General features: G+C 42.4%; 27 protein-coding genes. 23 read left to right on the top strand and 4 right to left on the bottom strand.

Annotated features, from left to right (window positions below; translation table 11 throughout):
- Positions 1–51: 51 nt before the first annotated feature.
- The gene (locus WA338_RS17435) at positions 52–825 is read right to left on the bottom strand and encodes a hypothetical protein (RefSeq protein WP_009781330.1); all 774 of its coding nucleotides are present in this window, start codon (positions 823–825) and stop codon (positions 52–54) included.
- A 126-nt stretch (positions 826–951) separates the two neighbouring features.
- Between WA338_RS17435 and pepE the strand changes: the two genes are divergently transcribed.
- Complete coding sequence (gene pepE, locus WA338_RS17430; RefSeq protein WP_336094345.1) at positions 952–1,656, top strand: dipeptidase PepE; 705 nt, start codon at positions 952–954, stop codon at positions 1,654–1,656.
- On the opposite strand, the gene WA338_RS17425 is transcribed toward pepE, so the two are convergent.
- Positions 1,653–2,081 (bottom strand): GNAT family N-acetyltransferase, encoded by a 429-nt coding sequence (locus WA338_RS17425; RefSeq protein WP_154648953.1) that lies wholly within the window; start codon positions 2,079–2,081, stop codon positions 1,653–1,655. The genes pepE and WA338_RS17425 overlap by 4 nt on opposite strands.
- A 139-nt stretch (positions 2,082–2,220) precedes the next feature.
- Between WA338_RS17425 and WA338_RS17420 the strand changes: the two genes are divergently transcribed.
- The 15 genes from WA338_RS17420 to WA338_RS17350 all read left to right on the top strand — a co-directional run bounded on the left by WA338_RS17420 (position 2,221) and on the right by WA338_RS17350 (position 15,040).
- Positions 2,221–2,508, top strand: a complete 288-nt coding sequence (locus WA338_RS17420) for a GNAT family N-acetyltransferase (protein WP_009781333.1) — start codon at positions 2,221–2,223, stop codon at positions 2,506–2,508.
- A gap of 12 nt (positions 2,509–2,520) precedes the next feature.
- On the top strand, positions 2,521–2,967 hold the full coding sequence (locus WA338_RS17415) for a GNAT family N-acetyltransferase (RefSeq protein WP_336094342.1): 447 nt from the start codon (positions 2,521–2,523) through the stop codon (positions 2,965–2,967).
- On the top strand, positions 2,964–3,701 hold the full coding sequence (locus tag WA338_RS17410) for a M15 family metallopeptidase (RefSeq protein WP_273419517.1): 738 nt from the start codon (positions 2,964–2,966) through the stop codon (positions 3,699–3,701). The genes WA338_RS17415 and WA338_RS17410 overlap by 4 nt, the downstream gene beginning before the upstream one ends.
- A gap of 12 nt (positions 3,702–3,713) precedes the next feature.
- On the top strand, positions 3,714–4,478 hold the full coding sequence (locus WA338_RS17405) for a M48 family metalloprotease (protein WP_336094338.1): 765 nt from the start codon (positions 3,714–3,716) through the stop codon (positions 4,476–4,478).
- Positions 4,479–4,577: 99 nt separating this feature from the next.
- The gene (gene gpmI / locus WA338_RS17400; RefSeq protein WP_336094336.1) at positions 4,578–6,095 is read left to right on the top strand and encodes a 2,3-bisphosphoglycerate-independent phosphoglycerate mutase; all 1,518 of its coding nucleotides are present in this window, start codon (positions 4,578–4,580) and stop codon (positions 6,093–6,095) included.
- A gap of 12 nt (positions 6,096–6,107) precedes the next feature.
- A complete protein-coding gene (locus WA338_RS17395) occupies positions 6,108–6,692 on the top strand; it encodes a thioredoxin family protein (protein WP_272986723.1) in 585 nt (194 codons plus the stop codon).
- Positions 6,693–6,889: 197 nt separating this feature from the next.
- Entirely contained in the window at positions 6,890–8,110 is a 1,221-nt protein-coding gene (locus WA338_RS17390) for an alpha/beta hydrolase-fold protein (protein ID WP_154648954.1), read from the top strand.
- 359 nt (positions 8,111–8,469) lie between these two features.
- Positions 8,470–9,036 (top strand): hypothetical protein, encoded by a 567-nt coding sequence (locus WA338_RS17385; RefSeq protein ID WP_336094335.1) that lies wholly within the window; start codon positions 8,470–8,472, stop codon positions 9,034–9,036.
- A 168-nt stretch (positions 9,037–9,204) separates the two neighbouring features.
- Positions 9,205–9,660 carry a DUF305 domain-containing protein gene (locus WA338_RS17380; RefSeq protein ID WP_040532916.1) on the top strand — a complete coding sequence of 152 codons (456 nt, stop codon included), beginning with the start codon at positions 9,205–9,207 and terminating at the stop codon, positions 9,658–9,660.
- A gap of 20 nt (positions 9,661–9,680) precedes the next feature.
- The gene (locus WA338_RS17375; protein WP_230199278.1) at positions 9,681–10,868 is read left to right on the top strand and encodes an exo-alpha-sialidase; all 1,188 of its coding nucleotides are present in this window, start codon (positions 9,681–9,683) and stop codon (positions 10,866–10,868) included.
- Positions 10,869–11,040: 172 nt separating this feature from the next.
- On the top strand, positions 11,041–11,571 hold the full coding sequence (locus WA338_RS17370; RefSeq protein ID WP_009781343.1) for a hypothetical protein: 531 nt from the start codon (positions 11,041–11,043) through the stop codon (positions 11,569–11,571).
- Positions 11,572–11,662: 91 nt separating this feature from the next.
- Positions 11,663–11,881 carry a hypothetical protein gene (locus tag WA338_RS17365; protein WP_009781344.1) on the top strand — a complete coding sequence of 73 codons (219 nt, stop codon included), beginning with the start codon at positions 11,663–11,665 and terminating at the stop codon, positions 11,879–11,881.
- A gap of 159 nt (positions 11,882–12,040) precedes the next feature.
- Positions 12,041–12,934, top strand: a complete 894-nt coding sequence (locus tag WA338_RS17360) for an RluA family pseudouridine synthase (RefSeq protein WP_009781346.1) — start codon at positions 12,041–12,043, stop codon at positions 12,932–12,934.
- Positions 12,931–14,307: a S41 family peptidase gene (locus WA338_RS17355; protein WP_009781347.1), complete on the top strand. Its 1,377-nt coding sequence runs from the start codon at positions 12,931–12,933 to the stop codon at positions 14,305–14,307. Before WA338_RS17360 ends, WA338_RS17355 begins: the two co-directional genes overlap by 4 nt.
- Before the next feature lie 58 nt (positions 14,308–14,365).
- The gene (locus tag WA338_RS17350; RefSeq protein ID WP_040532918.1) at positions 14,366–15,040 is read left to right on the top strand and encodes a hypothetical protein; all 675 of its coding nucleotides are present in this window, start codon (positions 14,366–14,368) and stop codon (positions 15,038–15,040) included.
- 18 nt (positions 15,041–15,058) lie between these two features.
- Here WA338_RS17350 and WA338_RS17345 read toward each other — a convergent pair whose 3' ends face one another.
- Positions 15,059–15,685, bottom strand: coding sequence for a DUF6266 family protein (locus WA338_RS17345; protein WP_154648956.1), 627 nt, complete (start codon positions 15,683–15,685; stop codon positions 15,059–15,061).
- A gap of 354 nt (positions 15,686–16,039) precedes the next feature.
- On the opposite strand from WA338_RS17345, the gene WA338_RS17340 reads away from it, so the two are divergent.
- A complete protein-coding gene (locus tag WA338_RS17340) occupies positions 16,040–16,261 on the top strand; it encodes a hypothetical protein (RefSeq protein ID WP_336094333.1) in 222 nt (73 codons plus the stop codon).
- On the opposite strand, the gene WA338_RS17335 is transcribed toward WA338_RS17340, so the two are convergent.
- A complete protein-coding gene (locus tag WA338_RS17335; RefSeq protein WP_336094332.1) occupies positions 16,248–16,478 on the bottom strand; it encodes a hypothetical protein in 231 nt (76 codons plus the stop codon). The two genes, WA338_RS17340 and WA338_RS17335, sit on opposite strands and share 14 nt — an antisense overlap.
- A 55-nt stretch (positions 16,479–16,533) precedes the next feature.
- Between WA338_RS17335 and WA338_RS17330 the strand changes: the two genes are divergently transcribed.
- The 6 genes from WA338_RS17330 (at position 16,534) to WA338_RS17305 (ending at position 21,389) form a co-directional block, all read left to right on the top strand.
- Positions 16,534–17,217 carry an SHOCT domain-containing protein gene (locus WA338_RS17330; RefSeq protein WP_336094331.1) on the top strand — a complete coding sequence of 228 codons (684 nt, stop codon included), beginning with the start codon at positions 16,534–16,536 and terminating at the stop codon, positions 17,215–17,217.
- A gap of 122 nt (positions 17,218–17,339) precedes the next feature.
- Positions 17,340–17,753 (top strand): hypothetical protein, encoded by a 414-nt coding sequence (locus tag WA338_RS17325; RefSeq protein WP_336094330.1) that lies wholly within the window; start codon positions 17,340–17,342, stop codon positions 17,751–17,753.
- 186 nt (positions 17,754–17,939) lie between these two features.
- Positions 17,940–19,487 (top strand): IS1182 family transposase, encoded by a 1,548-nt coding sequence (locus tag WA338_RS17320; protein WP_009780326.1) that lies wholly within the window; start codon positions 17,940–17,942, stop codon positions 19,485–19,487.
- Positions 19,488–19,504: 17 nt separating this feature from the next.
- Entirely contained in the window at positions 19,505–19,963 is a 459-nt protein-coding gene (locus WA338_RS17315; protein ID WP_040532928.1) for an energy transducer TonB, read from the top strand.
- A 376-nt stretch (positions 19,964–20,339) separates the two neighbouring features.
- Entirely contained in the window at positions 20,340–20,816 is a 477-nt protein-coding gene (locus WA338_RS17310; protein ID WP_009781365.1) for a hypothetical protein, read from the top strand.
- Between the two features lie 348 nt (positions 20,817–21,164).
- Positions 21,165–21,389: a hypothetical protein gene (locus WA338_RS17305; RefSeq protein WP_009781367.1), complete on the top strand. Its 225-nt coding sequence runs from the start codon at positions 21,165–21,167 to the stop codon at positions 21,387–21,389.
- Positions 21,390–21,606: the final 217 nt, after the last annotated feature.

Raw genomic sequence — 21,606 nt, 5'->3', positions numbered from 1 at the left:
ATCACAAATGAATAATCCAAAAGCAGCCTTACCGGCTGCTTTTTTATATACCTATTCGTTGTCTGACAAGGTCTTTTTAAATGCATCGCGCTGCTCTAGCAAAAACTGGATCAATGCCAACTCGTTCCCTTGCTCCATCATTTCTTTAGTCAGTCCGTTTTCTGCGACGTATTGAATGTATTGGCCTACACGCTCCTGTTCTATATTCAGATTGTTTTGAAAGAAAGTGTTTGAATACATCTGCGCCAACTCTTCTTCGGTATTCTCTGGAGTAGCTCCATCATCAGATTTTTTGAATATCGCCTTAAATATGTTCACAAAATTGAGTCCATACCTCCAGCGTTGATCATCTATCGCCACATTCTCGGCAGCAGAATACCGGTCGTACTGCGTGTCTTCCATACGGATGTCGCTTCCATCAAAAGGGACCGGATCTATAGTTCGTACGCGATTTACATCTGCCACGATATCTCCAGTAAGATCATAAGGACGTACGACAATTTCATCCAATTCATTTACCGTCTCTCTTAGGGTCACGTTCATTTGCTTGCTGCTTACGATCCCTTGATCAATGATCGCGGTAATGGGTGCAAACTGTACCGATTGGATTACCACCTCATCGTTGCGGGCTACGGCAATATCAAAGGTACCTTCTTCTGAAGTGATCGTCCCGCGCTGTGCTGTTTTATTATAGATCACAATACCGGCCGCATCATCTCCTGCAGGAACGATTATCTGACCATCGATCATTACCCGCGCGATCTTTTGGGAAACCGCATCGGCCTGAGTTAAAAACAGTGCAACAAAAAGCATAAAAAGTCTCATAAGGAAGGTTTTTTGAAATCTACAATGAAGTTAATAACTAGTAGTTCAAAATTCCCGATAAATGCGCGTAATTTTTTGTTAAATCCCTACAGTCCCCTACCTTTGACAGTCCTAAACCGAAACCTTTTGAAAAACTTAATTCTCGCAAGCACTTCTACCGTTCACGGTGGCTCTTATCTTGACTATTTAAAACCGCAATTAGCACAGCATTTTAAAGATGCGAGCCGTATTATTTTTATTCCGTATGCACGGCCGGGTGGGATATCGCACGAATTGTACACCGCCAAGGCGCAAGAGTTTTTCAAGCAATTGAATATTGAAGTCGTAGGCATTCACCAATTTAAGAATCCTGCTGAAGCCATCAGCAAAGCACAAGGCGTATTTACCGGTGGCGGCAATACCTTTCTACTGGTAAAACAACTCTATGAGCAAAAAGTGCTTGAAGCGCTGCGCGATCGGTTGTACGAGAATATGCCGTATCTGGGCACTAGTGCAGGCACCAATATTGCCGGAGTGAGTATGCAAACCACAAATGATATGCCTATTGTTTATCCGCCTAGTTTTAAAACTTTAGGTGCGGTTCCTTTCAATATCAATCCGCATTATTTAGATCCTGTAGAAGGCAGCACGCATATGGGTGAAACCCGGGAAACCCGAATTAAAGAATTTCACCATTTCAATGCGCTTCCTGTAGTCGGACTGCGTGAAGGCAGTTGGATCGAAGTCAAAAAGCGGGTATACACCTTACGCGGCCCACACAGTGCGCGAATTTTTGAAGCCGACAAGGCGCCGTATGAATTGCCTACAGACAGCGTAATTACCGTTAGCTAGAGTTTCTTCAAAAAGTGATAGCCTTTGATCACGTAGTTTTCATTCATATAAAACTTGTGACTGGGAAAGTTATGCACATACGCATTCAGTTCTGAAGTCTCACAACCTTGCTCCCGTGCATAATCGTAAATCCATTGAAAGGCTTGTTTGCCTAAACCTTGATTGCGGTATTCGGGTTTAATATAGACGTGATCTACCTCACAGGTTTTACCGGCATAATGCCGCACCGCAAACCATAAGCCAAATACGCCGGCAAGTTCTCCTTCTACATAGATTCCCCGACATTGATACCGGTGTTCAAACATTTCGGCAAAACGCGCTTTCAGCAGGTCTTCTGCTACGCTATGCTCCATCAACTCCTGCACCAGTGGTAAAAAGGTGTTAATGTCTTCTTTATACAAACGGGTGACCGTAATTTTGGACATAATTGCTAATTTTAAAAGCATATCCTTTTCAGAAAGGTCGAAAAGGTATTAAACAAAAAAGTGTTGCATTACAAGACCATGCGCAGGCAATGAATCTTGAAGTACGCCCACTGAAGTATTGAAAATTGACACAAAAATAATGGATTATACTATTCAACACAGAGAAAATGATAAACGCGGAATGTTCTGGATAGAAAGCGAAAGCGGAAAGATCTCAGAACTCACCTATACCGTGCAAGATAGCAGTACGATCATTGTAGATCATACCGAAACAAAAATGGAATTTGAACATCAGGGATACGCCAGCAAATTACTGGATCACACCGTTGCATGGGCGCGTTCTAACAACATCAAAATAGAGCCGCTTTGCCCGTTTGCCGAAGTTAAATTTGATGAGAACCCCGACTACGCCGATGTGCGTGCTTAAACCCTATTGAATTTGACCCAAAAAGATTTTACCGTTAAGCAAATTACAACTGCCGAAACCTATGCTGTGCGGCATCCTGTGCTACGCGCTGGCAGACCTGTCGAGACCTGCGCAATGCCGGGTGATGATGCCGAAGATACCTTTCACTTAGGACTCTTTGATGCTGAAAACCTTATTGGGGTGGTCACCTTTATGAATGCGGCTAAACCTCAATTCACCGGTAAGCAATACCAGCTGCGTGGTATGGCGGTTTTAGAAGCCTATCAAGGTAAAGGCCTGGGCAATCTGCTGGTCGCCGAAGGCGAAGCACGACTTAAAGCCCAAGGCTATGACCTACTCTGGTGCAACGCCCGTATTAAAGCACTCAACTTTTATACCCATAAAGGCTTTAAAATTGAAGGCGAACCTTTTGAGATCGAACCCATAGGCACACACTACCTGCTTTATAAAAAATTATGATGAAACGCAGACGTTTTATACAAACCACCGCTCTGGCAACCGCCGCACTAAGCAGCTTCCCAAACTGGGCACTCCCGCAGGAAACCGGGAGTGCAGACCAACTTATAGGCAAAGGCCGTCCCGAGCTTATTGAAAAGGATGGTTACCGCCTGCGCCCTGCTGTGGCGGAAGCTTTCGATACAATGGTTGCTGCCGCACAACAAGACGGTATCGGTATTCAAGTGGTGTCGAGTTATCGCGATTATGCGCATCAAAACCGCATTTGGGAACGTAAATTCAAAAGCTATACAAGTAACGGAATGAGCGACTTGGATGCTATTAAAAAGATCATCGAGTACAGCACCATCCCCGGGACTTCGCGACATCATTGGGCAACCGATCTCGACATCATTCAATCGGGAACCGGTGTGACCAGCAATGTGCTTGACCCTGATAAATTTCACGGTACCGGTCCGTTTTGCGAACTCAAAGCCTGGCTGGATGAACACGCAGAATCCTTTGGGTTTTATGAGGTGTACACCAATGACTATGGCCGCAAAGGCTTCAACTATGAGCCGTGGCATTTTAGCTATGCACCCCTTTCGGCAGGTTATCTTAAACAGTATAAACAATTGGATGTAGCGAAGGTTCTTCAGCAGGAACACTTACTGGGAAGCGAAGCCTTTACTTCCGCATTTATCAACCAATACCGTACAGAGAACATTTTAGACATCAACCCTGCTCTTTTGAGCTAAAATCCTTTCAATATGAAATTAGGCGGAAGAGCACTCAAGTTATTTTTAGGCGTAGCCATCGTTGCTTTTGGCGTTATCCGCTATTGCGGGAGTCAGGAAGAAAACCCGTACACCGGCAGAACACAAGCCATTAGCCTTTCTACCGAAGAAGAGATCGCCATTGGTTTACAGAATGCTCCCATAATGGCCGAACAACACGGCGGCTTGTATCCGGATCAGCGCCTGCAAGATCAGGTAGATGCTGTGGGTAAAAAACTGGTAGACAACACCATCGCTCAGGAGACACCCTATACCTATGAATTTCATTTACTGAGTGATCCCAATACGGTAAATGCCTTTGCGTTACCGGGCGGGCAGATCTTTATTACCTACGCGCTTTATAAACGACTGAACAGCGAAGATCAATTAGCCGGTATTCTGGGGCACGAGATCGGTCACGTGGTGGGGCGACATTCGGCGGAGCGTATTGCGCAAAGCGAACTCGCCAACACAGTGGCCACCGGGGCGCAAGTAGGCGCAGACGCGGGAATGCTCGCCAGTCAGTTAGGCCAAACCATCCTGCTTAAGAATGGTCGCGGCGATGAACTTGAAAGTGATGATCTGGGTGTAAAGTTTATGCTTGAGGCCGGTTATGATCCCGAAGCGCTCATCGAGGTGATGCAGATTTTAAAAGAAGCTGGTGGCGGCCAACGCGTACCGGAGTTTCAGAGCAGCCACCCCGACCCCGATAATCGTATTGAGAAAATACGTGCCGCTATTACAAAATACCGCAATTAATCCCACAGCTGCACACTCCCGAAGCTAACGTTATTAAAACGCAAAGTTTTCGTAATTCGCGTTAAGAGTGATTATCTTTGCAGTACAACTAGAAAAACCATGAATAAGAAAGTCATTTTAATGATCCTCGATGGATGGGGATTTGCACCTAATAAAGAAGTTTCTGCAGTAGATCTTGCTGAAACTCCGTTTATTGATTCGTTATACACCAAATACCCACACGCGCAGTTGCTTACCCACGGTGGTAATGTAGGCTTGCCTGACGGGCAAATGGGAAACAGCGAAGTAGGTCATATGAACTTAGGCGCCGGTCGCATTGTATACCAGGATTTTGCAAAGATCAACAAAGCGCTTAAAGAAGATAAATTACGCGAGCAAAAAGAGCTTAAAGATGCTTTTGCTTACGCGAAAGAAAACAAGAAGCCTATTCACCTTTTAGGTCTGGTTTCAGATGGTGGCGTACACGCGCACATCGACCACGCCAAAGGCCTGATCAAAGCAGCCAATGAAGTGGGTGTTGAAGAAGTTTATGTACACGCCTTTACCGATGGTCGTGACGTTGACCCACAAAGCGGTGCCGGCTTTATTGAAGACCTTGATGGGTATGCGAAAGAAAACGGCGCTAAACTGGCGAGCATCACGGGACGTTACTTTGCGATGGACCGCGATACCCGTTGGGAGCGTGTAAAGAAAGCCTATGACGCTGCGGTAAAAGGGATCGGGACCAAAACTACAGATCCGGTTGCTGCGATCAAACAATCTTATGCAGACGGTACTACCGACGAATTCCTAGAACCTTTAGTGATCACCGAAAATGATGCACCGGTTGCCACGATCAAAGAAGGCGATGTGGTGTTATTCTTTAACTACCGTACCGACCGTGGACGCGAATTGACGCGTATGCTTTCTCAGGAAGACTTCCCGGAGCAGGATACTAAGAAGCTTGATCTGTACTATGTGACGATGACCAATTACGATCAGACGTTTGAGAACATTCACATCATTTTTGATAAAGACAACCTGACCAATACGATTGGTGAAGTAGTTTCTGCAGCAGGGAAAAAGCAGATCCGTATTGCAGAGACTGAAAAATACCCACACGTGACGTTCTTCTTTTCGGGAGGACGTGAAAAAGAATTTGAAGGCGAAACCCGTCTGATCGCAAAATCTCCAGATGTTGCGACTTACGACCTGAAGCCGGAGATGAGCGCCTATGAAGTGCGTGACAAGATCACTGCCGAATTGAAAAAAGAAGAAGTAGACTTTGTCTGCCTCAACTTCGCCAACCCGGATATGGTAGGACATACGGGAGTGATCGAAGCAGCCATCGCTGCCTGCGAAGCGGTAGACAGCTGCGCTAAAGACGTGATCGAGACCGGTCTGGAGCACGGCTACAGCACCATCGTGATCGCCGACCACGGAAACTGTGAAACCATGAAAAATGAAGACGGTTCGCCAAACACGGCACATACGACCAACCCTGTGCCGATCATCGTGGTAGACAACGACATCAAGAGCGTAAAAGACGGTATCTTAGGAAACGTCTCTCCTACCATCTTAGATATGATGGGTGTTGACAAACCTGAAGAAATGGACCAGAAAAGTCTGGTTAGCTAAAACATACACATTATGAAAACGTATAAAACAGGCCTTTTAGCCCTTGCACTGGGTGCATTGGTGAGCTGCAAGACCACCACAACTACTACCAGTGCTTCTAAAGCTCCAGAGGCACCCGCAGCACCGGAAGCTCCGGCTAAACCGGCAACGCCACAACAACCGGAAATGCTCATCGGTGAGACTGAACGTATGGAACTGCAAACCGGTACTTTTGGTTCGTGGTTTAACCCGCGCTATGCCGAGTACGACATCAATAAAGATGTGGTGATGCAACTCAAGCCACTGTTAGAAGATGTAGACGTGACCATTTTTATGGGAACCTGGTGTGGTGATAGTAAACGCGAGACGCCTCGCTTCTACAAGATCTTAGATGCGGCAGGTAAAACACAAGACATCGAACTCATCACAGTAGATCGTTCTAAAACCACGCCGGAAGGCTTGGAAGAAGGGAAAAACATCAAGCGTGTTCCTACTTTGATCTTTAGTAAGAACGGTACCGAGTTGGGCCGCATTGTAGAATACCCTATCGAAAGTCTCGAGCAAGATATGCTGAAAATCTTACAAGGCAAACCGTATAAACACGCCTACGCCGACTAGGCCTAAGCCAGACAAACTTTATTGAAAAGCGATAGTTCTTTAAGAGCTGTCGCTTTTTTTATTAGTTAATTTAAAGTAAATGCTTTTCAAGCTCTATTCCAAAACACGCTGTATTAAACTTTAAGTATAATACAAACCTCTTCTACTTTAGAAACCTTAGCTTTAAAGGAATTACGTTATAAACTATACCTTCCTTTATGAGATGTTCTTTCCTTCTAGTTCTTATGTTTTTTGGCATTACAGCAACCGCACAAAACGATATCAGCATTGGCCACACCGAAAGCCTATACTCTGAACTCATGCAAGAAGAGCGTAAACTGGACATTCACTTACCACAAAATTACGACACTACAAAAAAGACTTATCCCGTATTATACCTGTTAGACAGCTACTACAATTTTAAACACGTAGTGGGCACGGTAGAATATCTGATACTTAACCGAAAGATTCCCGACTTGATCATTGTAGGCATACGCAATACGAACAGAGCTCGAGACCTTACCCCTGACGCTTCAGAAATAGGAGAATATCATCAAAAAAGATTAGGAACAACCGCTGGAGCAGATGCCTTTTTATCTTTTATCGAAAAAGAACTCATTCCGCATATTGAAAAAAACTATAGAGCTTCCCCATATCGTATTTTAGAAGGACACTCTTTAGGCGGACTTTTTAGCGTCTATACTATTTTCCAAAAACCGGAACTTTTTAGCAGTCACGTGATCATCAGTCCGAGTTTGTGGTACACAAACAAAACCATAGAACAAGCTTTAGAAGATGTATTCCCTGATCCTGCTCCACTTAAAAACACCTCCTACTACGTGTCTTTAGCTACAGAAAATGGCGGTACCATGCGCGGGAATATTTACAAATTGAACGGTGAGTTTGCCAACTATAGCAATGCGCATAAGGATGCCAACATACGCTACAAATACGAGTCTATGCCCTTAGAATCTCACGGATCCCTCGGTCTGCCATCTACCTTTTTTGGGCTTCGCTATATTTTTGAACCTACCCAGTACGAAGTGCCCAGTACTCCCGAAGCCATTAAAGCTCAAGGCGGACCGCAACAGGCGCTTACAAAAACCTTAGCCTATTTTGACCAACTCTCTGAACAGTATGGTTTTGAGGTCACCAATGAATATGCGTTAATCGACTTAGGGTATAAATTCATAAAAATTGAGGAGTACAAACCGTACGCCGTAGAAGTATTTACAGAAAATGTAAAAGCACACCCTAATTCTTTTGATGCCCACTCGACTTTAGGTATGGCGTATGAAGAAATGGATGATTTGCTTAAGGCTAAAGAACACTATGAAAAAGCCTTAGAACTCGTCTTGGCAACAGGAGATCCCGAATGGACTTTCTATCAAATTGACCTGGATAACATCAACCAAAAGATCGCCAACCAAAAGAAATAGCACTCTAAAAACCAATCATTTACCCACAAATCCCACGCTTATCCTAAAGAATATGCTTAATTTATAGGTCCATCAAAAAACAGCCTATGCAATCTATTCTTATCCTGTGTATCACATTTTTGGTCGTTTGTACAACCGCTTATGCGCAAGAAGCTTCCAACTTAGAACCAACGGACTTTACTATCGAGAAAGACCTGCTGCTGCTGTTTTACGATTGTAAGACCGATGTGGATGATTTGCACTCGATCGCCGGGTTTGCTACCCTCTTATCCCACCCCGATCTGGAACAGCTGAACTATCACGGCGTCGCCGGAACCTATGGCATTCAGGATGGGCTTTATGTACCGCCAAACACACTGATGCAACAGGCCTATGGCACGCGATGGACGGACGCGCACAACGGTTTTGCTCAGGCTATCGAGAAGCTACTCCCTATGTTGCTGGAAACCTTACAACAAGATGGCGACCTCTGGATCGCCGAGGCCGGGCAATCTGATTTTTCGGCAGCGCTGGTCAAAGCAGTACTGCAAAAAGTACCTCAACTTGATTCCCATAAGCGCATTCATATCGTACAACACAGCGACTGGAATGAACGTAAAACGTCACCCGAAGCCCTCACTTACGTCAAAGCGACTACCGATTATCGTAAGATCCCGGACGGCAACGCTACAGGTAACGGTTCGCCGGGTTTGCGGGATGCCCAGGTGAATCCTTTAAACCTGACCTTAAAGAACCGCGAACTTGAAAAGCTCTGGGAGTTGGCTTTTAAACTTTCGGCACAGTACAACGGGAAGGAAGGACGGCACAACAACGCAGCGATCGCCAAAGGCGGAGTCGATTTTTCAGACTTAGTCGAAGTATGCTATATTCTAAACCTGCAAGAGCTTAAGGATGCCGAACAATTCTTTAAAAGGTATGCCTATTAATTGTAGAACATCCCTAAATTCTGTCTGGCAAATCTTGCAAAACCTTAGGGATTTGTTAAGAATCCCAATAAACACGCTAAACTCTTCCTAATTAAATACCGGGACTCATCTCATCTTTTGCGCATTATCTAACTTTAAGAAAATCAACTAACCCTTAAATTTTCATCTATGAAAAACTATACCAAATTTGTCTTGATGCTATTTTGCTCTGCGCTATCGATGTACATCACCATGTATTTCAACACCTATGAGCTGAGTCATATTTTTTTCAGTTGGACGCGTATGTATATGACTTTTATAGGGATTGGAGGTATGGCGCTGGTTATGTTCTTTTTTATGCGGGGAATGTATACCAACAAAGCCAAAAATATAGGAATTATAGGCGGAAGCCTGCTATTGATGGGAGTCTCCACCACCTTGGTACGCACTCAAACGCCCATTGAAGATGTACGCTGGATGAAGGCCATGATCCCTCATCACTCGATCGCTATTTTGACCAGTACCCGTGCTGAGATCAAAGATCCTGAAGTACGTCAACTGGCAGATGAAATCATCAAGGCGCAAAAGAAAGAGATCAAGGAGATGAAACAAATGATCAAAAGACTTGAAGCAGAACAGGAATGATTTAAACCACCTGCCACCTTATGTACAGACTTTTATTCCTCGTGTTTAGCCTATTAAGTGTTCTGATGTTTTCTTCAGTAGCTCAAGAAACCGCAGCCCCTTTTCGTGTTGCGCCGCTTTTTAATCTGGACAAGCCCAATACCTTAGGCTTAGATGAAGCTCCCGGAGCGGAAACCTTTACGCTCTTTGCTCCCAAAGCAACGCAGAACACCTACAATCACGGGGTGGTTCTGTTTCCGTTTAAAGACAAATTGTACGCGCAGTGGCAGAGTTCGTCTAAAGATGAGGACGGCCCAGACACTCAGGTTATGTACAGCAGCAGTAGTGACGGGCAGCATTGGGACACTCCAAAACCACTAACCTCAATGGGAGAGCACGGCATAAAAACCAGCGGCGGCTGGTATAGTGACGGTACGACCTTGATCGCATATATCAATGTATGGCAGGATGCTGAAAAAGATCCCAAGCAAGGCCATACCGTTTACCGAAGTTCTACAGACGGTATACAGTGGACAGAAGAACGACCGGTAACAGAAGCCTACGGGCAGCCGGTATTAGGCATCATCGAGCAAGATGTACGCGCTTTACCAAGTGGTCGCTTGCTTACTGCTTTTCACCTGCAACCGGGACTGCAATGCACCCCGTATTATACCGATGATCCCCTTGGGGTAAGCGGCTGGACCGCAGGAGCACTACCCCCAATGCCCGGCAGCAGCCCCACGATGAGCCGCGGCATCGAACCTTCCTGGTTTTCCCGAAGCGACGATGCTGTCGTAATGGTATTTCGGGATCAGGAAAGTTCGTTTAAAAAATTGGCTTCCCTTAGCAAAGATCAGGGGGTTACATGGTCTACACCCGTACTCATCAACACCCCCGATTCCCGAGCCAAACAAAGCGCAGGGAATTTACCCGACGGCACCGCCTTTATGGTCAACAACCCCACCGGCAGCAAACGCCGCTTTCCGCTGGTGATCACCTTAAGCGATGACGGGTTTTTCTTCGACAGAGCGTTTAGACTGCGCAGTGGCGGTAATGATCTACAAGCCTTACGCGTGCCCGGCAAGTACAAACGCGCCGGCTACAGCTACCCCAAAAGTGTGCTTTGGCAAGAGCACCTGTATGTGGGCTATGCTACCAACAAAGAAGATGTACAGCTTACGCGTATCCCGATAAGCCATCTCGGTGCAATCAGCGATGGTAATCGCTAGAAACACAAGCTTCATTTCGAGATCTCCTGAAGGTTTTATTGAGGCAGGCGTATTGGATGCTTAAGCCTTGCTAATCCATGAATTGATATACACGAGGTGTACTTCAAGGTTTACTAAGCGAAAAAGAGTATCTTCCACAGACCTATTTAACGATCAAAACACCGCTTAGCAGATGCATCCTTCTTTTCATTGCAATTTATGCGACCACCAAGAAAAAAGTTTGGCTCAGGGAACAACCTGTGCGTTAACCGCACGTAAGCCGGAATTCAGCAATACCTGCTCAAAAATCACATTGAACCAGAAGTTTGAAGACCGACTTAAAGAAGTGAACATCCACTACACGAAACTCCAGAAACAACAGCTACTCACCTACGTTTACTTTTTTGCTTTTTTAAGTATTGGTCTGGCAGTGATCGCCGGTGGCTACCTCTTTGGGGTTTATGTTTACGACCAAGGGTTTATTTCAACGGTACCGCTCACCATAATGGCAATAGGCTTAGCTCCACTAGGTATGGCTATAGGCACACTACACAAACACCGCCAAAATTTAGCTAGCGCAAAAAGGAACAAGGCCAAAGTAGATGCTGTTTTAAAACCCTATAATATTACCTACACCATAGCTATAGACTTTGGCAAAAGCTATCATGGGGTTCAGGAAGTATATGCCGATTTGAAGCTTAAAGGATTACCCGGAATACGCTAGTCCTTAGCTGCACTATTTTATGGATTAAACACAACAGCTAGAGATCTTTTTAAAAATCCTATCTTGAGCTATCAATCTTAAAAGTCGTACTATGAACAGCTTTTACCTTCTTGCTTGCTTACTTTTTGTAGTGATCAGCGCTGCCTTTTATTGTACTACGCACCCACATTTTAAAAAAGCATACGGTAAAAAAGCGTGGAACACGTGGACGCCTCGTGTGTTTTACTGGCAAGGCACATTGGTTGTGGGAAGCTTAGGCACTTTTGCCGTGCTTTATCTTTTACGTACTGCAGCAGTAGTTTCTTTTTAAGTTCCTAAAGCGAAAACTACTATGAAAAAATCCTTAGCCGTTTTTAAGCGGAAAAAAAGCCGCATAAACTCCAGCTTCTTTTATAATCTCTTCTTTTAAAAGCAAAGTATCAGTACCACCGAAACCCATAGCGTCCCTCCTCAGGAAAAGCCCTTGCGGTTGCAAGAATACGGCGTAGGCATTTTTAAAGCTGCTGCTACCAAGTCGGCATTGAAGAAATTGCTGAAGAAAGGCTACCTAAGCATTGACGGTAGGCCGGCGAGTACGGCTACCTGGATCAAAGGTGGTGAACAGCTTAGCTTGCGCATACCGCAACAACCGAATAATCAGAAAAAGCTTCGGTTAGTCTTAGATGTGCTGTATGAAGATGAATTTCTAGCCGTGGTACACAAACCTGCCGGTATCTTAGTCAGTGGCAACAGTTTTAAAACGGTGGCACGCGCGCTACCGCAAAATCTAAATGCAAGCAGCGCACCCGATGCCTGCACGCCACAACCGGCACACCGTCTGGATTATGCAACTACCGGAGCCGTTTTAGTAGGTAAAACCCGCGAAAGCATCCGACAGCTGAACCAACTTTTTGAAGACAAAGCAATTACCAAAACCTATTATGCGGTGACCCTTGGCGTGATGCCCGCGTCAGGAACCATCAATACACCTGTTGACGGTAAAGCAGCCGTTTCTGTGTATACCCTTGTGGCTTCGGTAGCTTCGCCACGTTTTGAACAACTCAATCTTGTGCGCCTGCAACCTCAAACCGGACGGCGGCATCAGCTGCGTAAACATCTCGCCGGAATAGGCCATCCCATCTTAGGCGATCGGGACTATTGCCCCAAAGAACTTCTGCTTCAGGGAAAAGGCATGTATCTGCACGCCTTCAGTCTTCGGTTTAATCACCCGCAAAAACTGCAACCCGTCGCAATTACGGCACCACTTCCGCAGAAATTTTTAAAATTGTTCCCCAATAGCAACAAAGACATGCTTGAATTGCGCGACACTGCTTCAGGAAACGAAAATACCGACACCTCATCTTTTAAAAAACCTCTGAAATGAAACATCAATTGCTTTTGACCTTAGGCCTTTTAATGACCAGCTTGAGTTTTGGTCAAACCTATTTCAGCAAACAAGAGGTCAGAGAAGAACTGAACACACTTAAAAAAACGCTGATCGACGCGCACTATAATGCCTTTGCCTATACCACTCCAGAAGCTTTTGAAGCAGGGTATCAAGATGTATACAACAAGATCACGCAGGATTCTCTAAGCCTTTTAGAAACCACAAACCTGCTGCAACAGCTTCCCGCCTTATTGAAGAACGGACACACGCTTATTGATTTCCCTGCCCCGTCCTACATCGCTTATGCACAAGAAGGCGGTACGGTTTTCCCGCTGGAGCTTGCCTTTGAAGCCGATACGGTGTATGTAAGAAAGAATTGGTCTACAGAAGCTGAAATTCACCCCGGAACACGGCTGCTACGCATCAATGGGCAGCCCATAACCGAGATCGTCTCCCGCATACGCCCCCAGATCGCTGCCGAACGTCCCTATTTTAGCAATGCGTTTTTAGAAGGATTTTCTTTCCCGCGCTATTACTGGCAAGTCTTTGGTACACAGGAAAACTTCAGCGTAACGCTGCAGGAAGACGGTCATCCCAAAACCTACACTTTAGCTGCTATACCCGCGATAGAAGCTTATGAAATGCGTAGAAACGAAGTGATCAACAGCACACAAAAGCTGCAGTTCTATGAGCAGGCTGCGTATTTGAGTCCGGGCGCTTTTAGTGGTGCGCTTGAAGAATATAAAAGCTTTATCGATTCGGCCTTTACAGCGATCAACACGCGCAAAAGTGCAAACCTTATCATCGACCTGAGAAACAATCCCGGAGGGGATGATGCCTTTAGCGACTATCTGGTAGGCTATCTTGCCCGGCAGCCGTTTCAATGGAATTCCAGCTTCCGGCTAAAAACGAGCGAAGCGCTTAAAGCACACATCAGGGCCAAGCAAGACACGACTGCTGCCTTTTGGAAGCGGGCACTCAACCGCCCTAACGGCACGCAATACGCCTATCGTTTTGAGCCTACATCACCCCAACCGGAACACTTGCGGTATACCGGCAAGGTGTATGCACTCATCAACCGGCAATCCTATTCGCAGGCCGCAGTGACGGCAGCACAGCTTCAAGACTATAAGTTGGCTACCCTGGTAGGCGAAGAAACCGCAGATTATCCCAGTTTATATGCGTCTGTGTTTCGGTATACCTTACCCATTACCGGTATTGAAGTACAAATTGCCAAAGGCTATATCGTACGTGTAAATGGAAGTGAGCGCGCCGAAGGGGTACTCCCCGATCTGTTTATTCGTGATCATTTGCTGGATGAAGAAGACGAGATCTTAAACCAACTTTTGAAGCACTTGTCGAAAAGCTGATCGCTCATTTTGCAATTCACAGGAAAGTACGAGTTTTGCGGGCAAGTGATCCTTTGTTATGCGCAACACGTTTCAACACCCCTATTTCGCTAAAACTTCAGCCGAACAAAACCGCTATATGTTATATGCCATAGGCATTACCGTTATACTTGGCATATTGGCTTTTCTTCTCTTCTGGTGGTTGCACCTCTTGTTTGTGGGTATTTTGATCTGTTTTATACTCATCACACTTCTGGCTCCCTTTGTAGACGTCCCCGGAATGGTCAAAGCCGGAAAGCTGAGCTATCATTCCGTTTTCCTATTGGCCGAAGCACCTAAAGACGGCGTGCTTAACCTGCACGGCGGCACCTTGTTTGACTATGTCTATGTTTTAGACTTTAAAGCGTCGGGCAAAGCGCGGACTGCATTTATTCTACAACACTACTTAGAAGGGCTTTTGCATCTTATAGCAACCTATGAGCAGCAGGAAGCACCGCTTACCCTCCGCTGGACGAGCTATATCGTGAATCAACGCACCGCAGCCCGTTTAGGCTTTAAACCCCAACCCAAGGACGGTTTGCAGCAGCTGATTCTCGCCTTTAATTATGGCAATCTCTTAGTGAGTAACTCGCTGGCCAAAGGCAAACTCAGCTTCCCAAAATTGAGCGCTACGCAGACTTATGAAGCCTCGCTAGAGGATCTTATGGTGCGTAAAGCCTATATCAAACAATTGCTCAAGCGTATGCAAGGCTAGCCCCGGCTTCCCGAAAGCTTACAACAGCCCTAAATAGGTGCTGTAAGCATAGCTATCGCCTGTAGGAGTGCTGAAGGTTGCCCAGAAATGTACCGGCGCCGCTGCGAGCGCTTCCGGAAGTTCTAATGCTACCTGTGCGGCAGCACGTGTCGCGCAGGCTTCAAAAAACACATACGCGCCGGTTTGTGGCACATAGCCCATCACACTCAGCAGATCGTCAGCATGCGCAAAGGCTTGCGTGCTATCGGGCTGCCATTCCAGAAATACTTCGGTATGCTCCCGTTGCTGTTGTACAGGATGGTAAGCTCTTCGCTTCCCGGTACTGATCAGGAATTTAGGATAGTCGATCACCGGCTTCCCCTGCTCTTGTTTCACCGCATATGTAAGTGTATAACTGCGTACAGCATCCCTAGCAGTTTTCATTTCAAGCCAATCGGTAAAACTCGTTTTTAAAAACGGATATATCGGTTTAATAAAATCACCACCACGTGTAAACCGATCACAGCTTTCCTGTCGCTTAGGGGTAAGTTTCTTCTTCTTGTAAACCGGCTTGCTACGCACAATAGTTTTCCCATTTTTGTCTTGTACGAATACTACCGGACCAACCAGCCCGGACCACATTCCTCCACCGTTATTTGACATCATTCCCATAATAGTTTTAATTTATTGATTATCAGGTAACTAAGCTAAATGCAAATTAGGAAATAACCTAATATTCATTTGATTTTGTTCGCCCTTTAATCATTGATTATCCGTTAATTAAGCATTGTTTGCCCATAAACACTGGGGTTTAATGGTAAAACAACGGATAAACTATGGATGAATAATGGTTAAAGCACGCAGGAATTGCGTACAAAACCCAGTGCTTTAACCTGTTTTAGCGCTGGGTTTTACGGCGTGATTTTGCCAATAACAGAAAATGAAAAAGAGCAATAAAAAGTGTTGATATCCCGACAGGGACTCTGATAATCAACTATATTTGTGCTGATATAACAAGTTGTGCTTAATGTAGAAAAAGAAATGAGTATAGAAAAACAATTAGATTATTGGATTAAACCTGATAATAATTATTTAGAAATTGCAAAACCAACAACGCAAGAAATAGGAAAATTACTTTCTGCAATTAAAATGTGTCAACAAAATGGATATGAAATAAGAACATATGAGAAAATGGCTCACGGAATGATAGATACGTTTATTAAACAACCTATGGAAGTATAAACTCCCTATTTTGTTCAATTGACCCAGTTTTTTCGTTTACGGATAATGTAATTATAGCTTTTCTACCGTCTTTTGGGTCTAAATTATTGATAGGAGATTTTCTTAAATCTGCCGCCATTTGTTCGATATGTTTATTAGAGGTCTCTATACTTATTTTTAGATAGAGACTCATATCTTCGGTAATTTGAGCAGGTTTTGTGATTACTTCTAATGCCATAATATAAATTTTAGAATTTGTTAAATATAACTATTTTTAGAGAAAATTAAGATTAATGGATAAAAGTATTGGAGTTGGATTAATAGTTGGCGGAGTCATAGCTTCTTCATTATATGTTTATCAGTCGGATAAATTTACTAAAGCTCAAAAAGCATTTTTACTAATTTGTATTATTTTTCCGCCGTTGCAATGGGTTTCAATACTAATTATTTTAGGAATAAATAATTATAGAAAACAAAACTCACCCGAAGTTTTAAGAGAAAAGCAAACAGTAAAAGAAACAAACAGTTTTGACGATAAAATAAACTCTCTAAAAGAATTAAAGGATAAAGAAATTCTAACTGCACAAGAGTACAACGATAAAGTTAAAAACCTTGAAAACCAAAAACAAGATTCAGAACTGAAATCATCAGAAGATTATAAAAAACTAAAAAGTTTATTTGAGGATGGTATTTTAACTAAAGAAGAGTTTGAAAACAAGGTTGAAATTTTAAAGAGTAAATTAAATAATCTACCTAAAATATATTTTCAAAAATTAGGAGAAGGAAAGTCTTTTAGTTTAGGCAAGTATGAAGAGTTTATCTATATAGATAAAAATGGGAGAAAGTTTGAAAACATATATAAAAGACTTTCAAATAACCTGTATTTTATTTACCAAAAAGGAGAGTTGAAATACTTTAAAAGTAAGTTTGATTTAATTCAAAGTGTGGTTAAAAACACTAAGCACAACAACGTATAACAAAAATAAAAAGGTCAGTTGCCGAGACCTAAAGTTCGGCAGAGAATCAAACAATAATACACAACGGAAAGGTATAGTATTTTAAGTTTTTACTTCTGTTATACAAATCCGTTACCATACATTTGAGAAAAACAGTTCTAATATTAATTTTTAGTCTTTTGATAAACTTTGTGATTTCACAGGAAATTCACTCTGAATATGTTTTCAAAAAAGAAAAAACTAAATCGGAAATTGGTAGCGGAATAAAATGGAATTATATCGATTCTGATAGTTTAGTGCTTTACGAAAACGGAACTTTTCATCGGACTAAATTCTACCATTATCACGAAATAATTTATTCGGAATTAAAAGGAGAATGGAAAATTAAAAATGACACTCTGATTCTGAATATAAAACTGGAGAAAGAAAGTAAATCGGACAAAAATTGGACTGAAATCAATTCGACCATAAGTTACAGAATAAGAAAACGGAAAATAAAACCAATAAATGGATACGAATTTTGGGCAACTCGGAATTTGAAACGTGTGAAAAAATAAAAACGTATGGTAACAATGTATAACCGCAATTACGGCGGATTCGACTGCGTCCGAATCCACTCGGAATTGCTAACGCCAGTTTTTAACCGAAATTCATTAACTTTAATCCCGTAACTGACGGTTATACGAGACCGTCAGACTGTCTCAAAACTTAGGATATTTCATTTAAAAAGATTAATTTCATGAATGGAATATCAACAAGGACAACCCCGCGAGCAACTTACCCTGTACACCACCTGTTTAGACGATATGATCCCTCAAGATAATAGTGTTCGTCTGATCGATCAATTTGTAAACCTATTAGATCTTCAAGCGCTGGGCTTTCAATCCAAAGCCTCACAGGGCAGACCTCCCTATGATCCTGCAGATTTATTGAAGCTTTACATTTACGGCTATATGAACCGGATGCGCTCTTCCCGCATCTTAGAAAAAGAATGCCTGCGCAATATCGAGGTCATCTGGTTGATCAAAAACCTACAGCCTGATCATAATACTATTGCCCGATTTAGAAAAGACAACCCAAAGGCTATTAAGCGCGTGTTCCGCCAGAGCGTGCAACTCGCACGTAACTTCAACCTGATCGGGGCTACGCTCATCGCCGGTGATTCTACTAAGCTCAGAGCCCAAAACAGCAAGAAGAATAACTACAACAAAAAGAAGATACAGCGCCATCTGGATTACATTGATAAAAAACTCGAAGAACATAACCGGGAACTGGCTAATGCTGATGGAGATCACAAAGAAGAAGTACAACAGCAAATACACACCCGTAAAGCTCAACGTGTAAAATACCAGCAGATAAAAAACCAACTGGAGCAGGATACCTCTTCTCCCAATCCGCAACTATCGACCTCTGACCCTGACAGCAGACATCAAATTGTACGCGGGACCGTTACCGAAGTATGCTACACTGCACAAACCACCGTAGATGCTCAAAATAAAATCCTGATCGATTATAAACTCACCAACGCCAATGATAAAAAAGCAATGGGCGGTATGCTCGCCAGAGCTAAAACCATCTTACGCACAACCCACTTCACCGCCCTTTATGACAAAGGGTATCACACCGGAAGTGAGTTTCATACAGCAGATCATTTAGGCATTGCTACCTTGGTTGCCATACCTGCTATTGGAAGAAAAAGTCAGGCACCAAACCCCAGATACAACGCAGAGTATTTTAACTATAACTCAGATCCAGACACTTATACCTGTCCGCAGGGACATACACTAACCTCTAACGGGACCCAGTACAAAGCACGTAACTACACTTTTAAACAATACAAAACCAAAGCCTGCAAGACCTGTGTGGTGCGGGAGAACTGTACCACTTCAAAAGTCAATGGAAAAGTAATACAGCGCAGTCAGTACACCCAGAACATTCAGGATAATGCCAAACGTATTGCTCAAAGCGGTGAACTCTACAAAAGGCGGCAAGCACTAGTTGAGCATCCTTACGGCACCATAAAGCGTCAATGGGGATTTAATCATATCTTGACCAAAAAAGGAATACAAGCTGCTTCAGCAGATTTAGGTCTTATGCTGCTAGCTTATAATCTTAAAAGACTGTTCAAGCTAAAAGTATCTCTTGAGGCAGCGATAAAACATAGTTTTTTAAGTGTTTTAAAGCTATTAGAGGGCTTAGAGAGGCTCAAACCTAAAGTATATCACCAAAATACCCAAAACACCTCATATGCAGTTTTTGTTGGATATCGCATACACTTCAACTACTTTTAAAACATAAAAAGGTAGTTTTGAGACAGACTGCCGTTGCCTGCAATATGAAAAAACTGCTACTCATATTAATTTCGATTCTGATTTTTAGTTGTAAAACTGAAAAACAAAAAACGGAATTGGATAGTGGTTCAATTGAAAATCAAACGGACATAATTATTGACCCAATTGAATACCCTGCAAAGTTTAAATACGGCCTTGACAGTATTCCGAAAATAATATACTCGAATATGAATCTGACTGACGAAAAAGGAACAGTTTGGATTTCAATTAAAATAGATAGTACTGGAAATCTTGAGAAACCAAAAATAATGAAAAGTGAAAATGAAAAATTAAACTCGGAAGCTCTAAGATTGGCTGAATTAATCCCGAATGAATGGAGCCCAGCCGAATTAGGTGCTGAACGAATAAAAATTGCTTCGAAATATAATTTTCCAATAAAATTCGACGAAGCAGTAAAAATCTTATACTCGGAATGAAAAATAAAATACTGCAGGCAACAATGTATCCTATGAAAAGCCCTAGTCCAGTTCTTTAAAGTTAATATTTTATTTTTAATTACCTCATAATGTTGATTTTGGGGTGTTGAATCGTTGATAATTCCGATAGGATTATCAATCATTCAATACCTATATAACTTGCTCGGCATTACTGAAACAAGTTCAGCACAGGCTCTATATGTGATACGCGCATCTTAGCGGTTCACCAGTACTCGTTACACAATTCTATAATTTCTAATAAAGCCTATTCATTTAAATCTTAACGACATCACCTAAAAACCTTAAACACTTCATATGTAGTTTTTGTTGGATATCGCAGTGACTTCAACTACTTTTAAAACATAAACAGGTAGTTTTGAGACCCACTGCCGTTGTGCGTCATTTTAAAAACCAAATCGTGAAATTCATTAAACTGATTTTATTGCTTACTTTTTTAAGTTCGTGCTCAACAAATAAATCGGTTGTTGGCTTATATGGCAAATGTGAAAAAAGTTACACTGCTTGTTCTCAAATTGAACTGAAAGATGACAATACTTTCGAATATTACAATTCAAATGAGCTTGGAAAGGAAAAAATAACTACAGGGACTTGGACTAAAATTTCGATGGATACATTGAAATTAGTTTTTAAAGGAGAATTTAAAAATCAAGAAAACTTAAGCAAAATAGAAAATGATTCAATTATAGATTCGGATTTAATAATATCTCAAATACCATATCTCTCGGATGGTAAAGTCCTTATTGGAAAAAGAAACTTGAGTTTTAATATTGATAAGGGTTGGAGCAGATTTGTGTTAATAAAAACACGAATTAAAAACAAACGATGGAATTAAAAAAACGAACGCACAACGACGTGTTACACAAAAACGTTGTGTGCAATACCTGAAATGAAAATCGTTCAAACTACAATAATCACAATTCTATTGCTGTTTCTGACTATATTTTTGGCTGGAGGAGGCCACGGAACTTATATTCCTGCGAAACTGATTTACCCTTTCACAATGTTAATTGCGGAATTCAAAAACGAAATCGGAATTGTTGGAATTTTAATAGCAATCATACAGATTCCAACTTATGCTCTGATTCTGAATAACAAACCGAACTGGAAATATTACTTACTCGGAATTCATTGCATTGCGGTAATTATTGGATTATACATTAACAACGGTTCATTCTAAAATATGTTTGGTTTTTTAATTATATCATTCTTTATACTTTTTTTCGGAGCTTTTATCTATTTTGGTTATTATCAAGATTATAAAAGAAATCCGAAAGAATTTATTAGAAGTATTATCGGAATGCCAATTGGACTTTTAGCAAGTTTTTTCGGACTCAATTCAATTGATGAAAGACTTAAAAAATGGGCAAATAACTCGGAATTGAAAAACAATGATCCTAAAAAATAAAAACGTCAGCCAACACCGGTAACCGTTGCACAAGACTGTAAAACGCAATATTATGAACATAAAAAAGCCGCTTTTAAGCGTTTTTTTTATGTTCATTTAGATTTAGACAAAATTCAAAACTCTTAAAATGGATTTATCGATGTGGAATTACTACATTAGACTGGACATAGAGTTGAATGAATATTATTGCAAGTTGTTAACTTAGCAATCATGAGAC

The sequence above is a fragment of the Leeuwenhoekiella sp. CH_XMU1409-2 genome (genome assembly GCF_037029365.1).
In the GTDB taxonomy this organism is placed as follows: domain Bacteria; phylum Bacteroidota; class Bacteroidia; order Flavobacteriales; family Flavobacteriaceae; genus Leeuwenhoekiella; species Leeuwenhoekiella blandensis.
The sequence above is the reverse complement of the archived record's forward strand: the minus strand, read 5'-3'. Positions and strand labels throughout refer to the sequence as shown.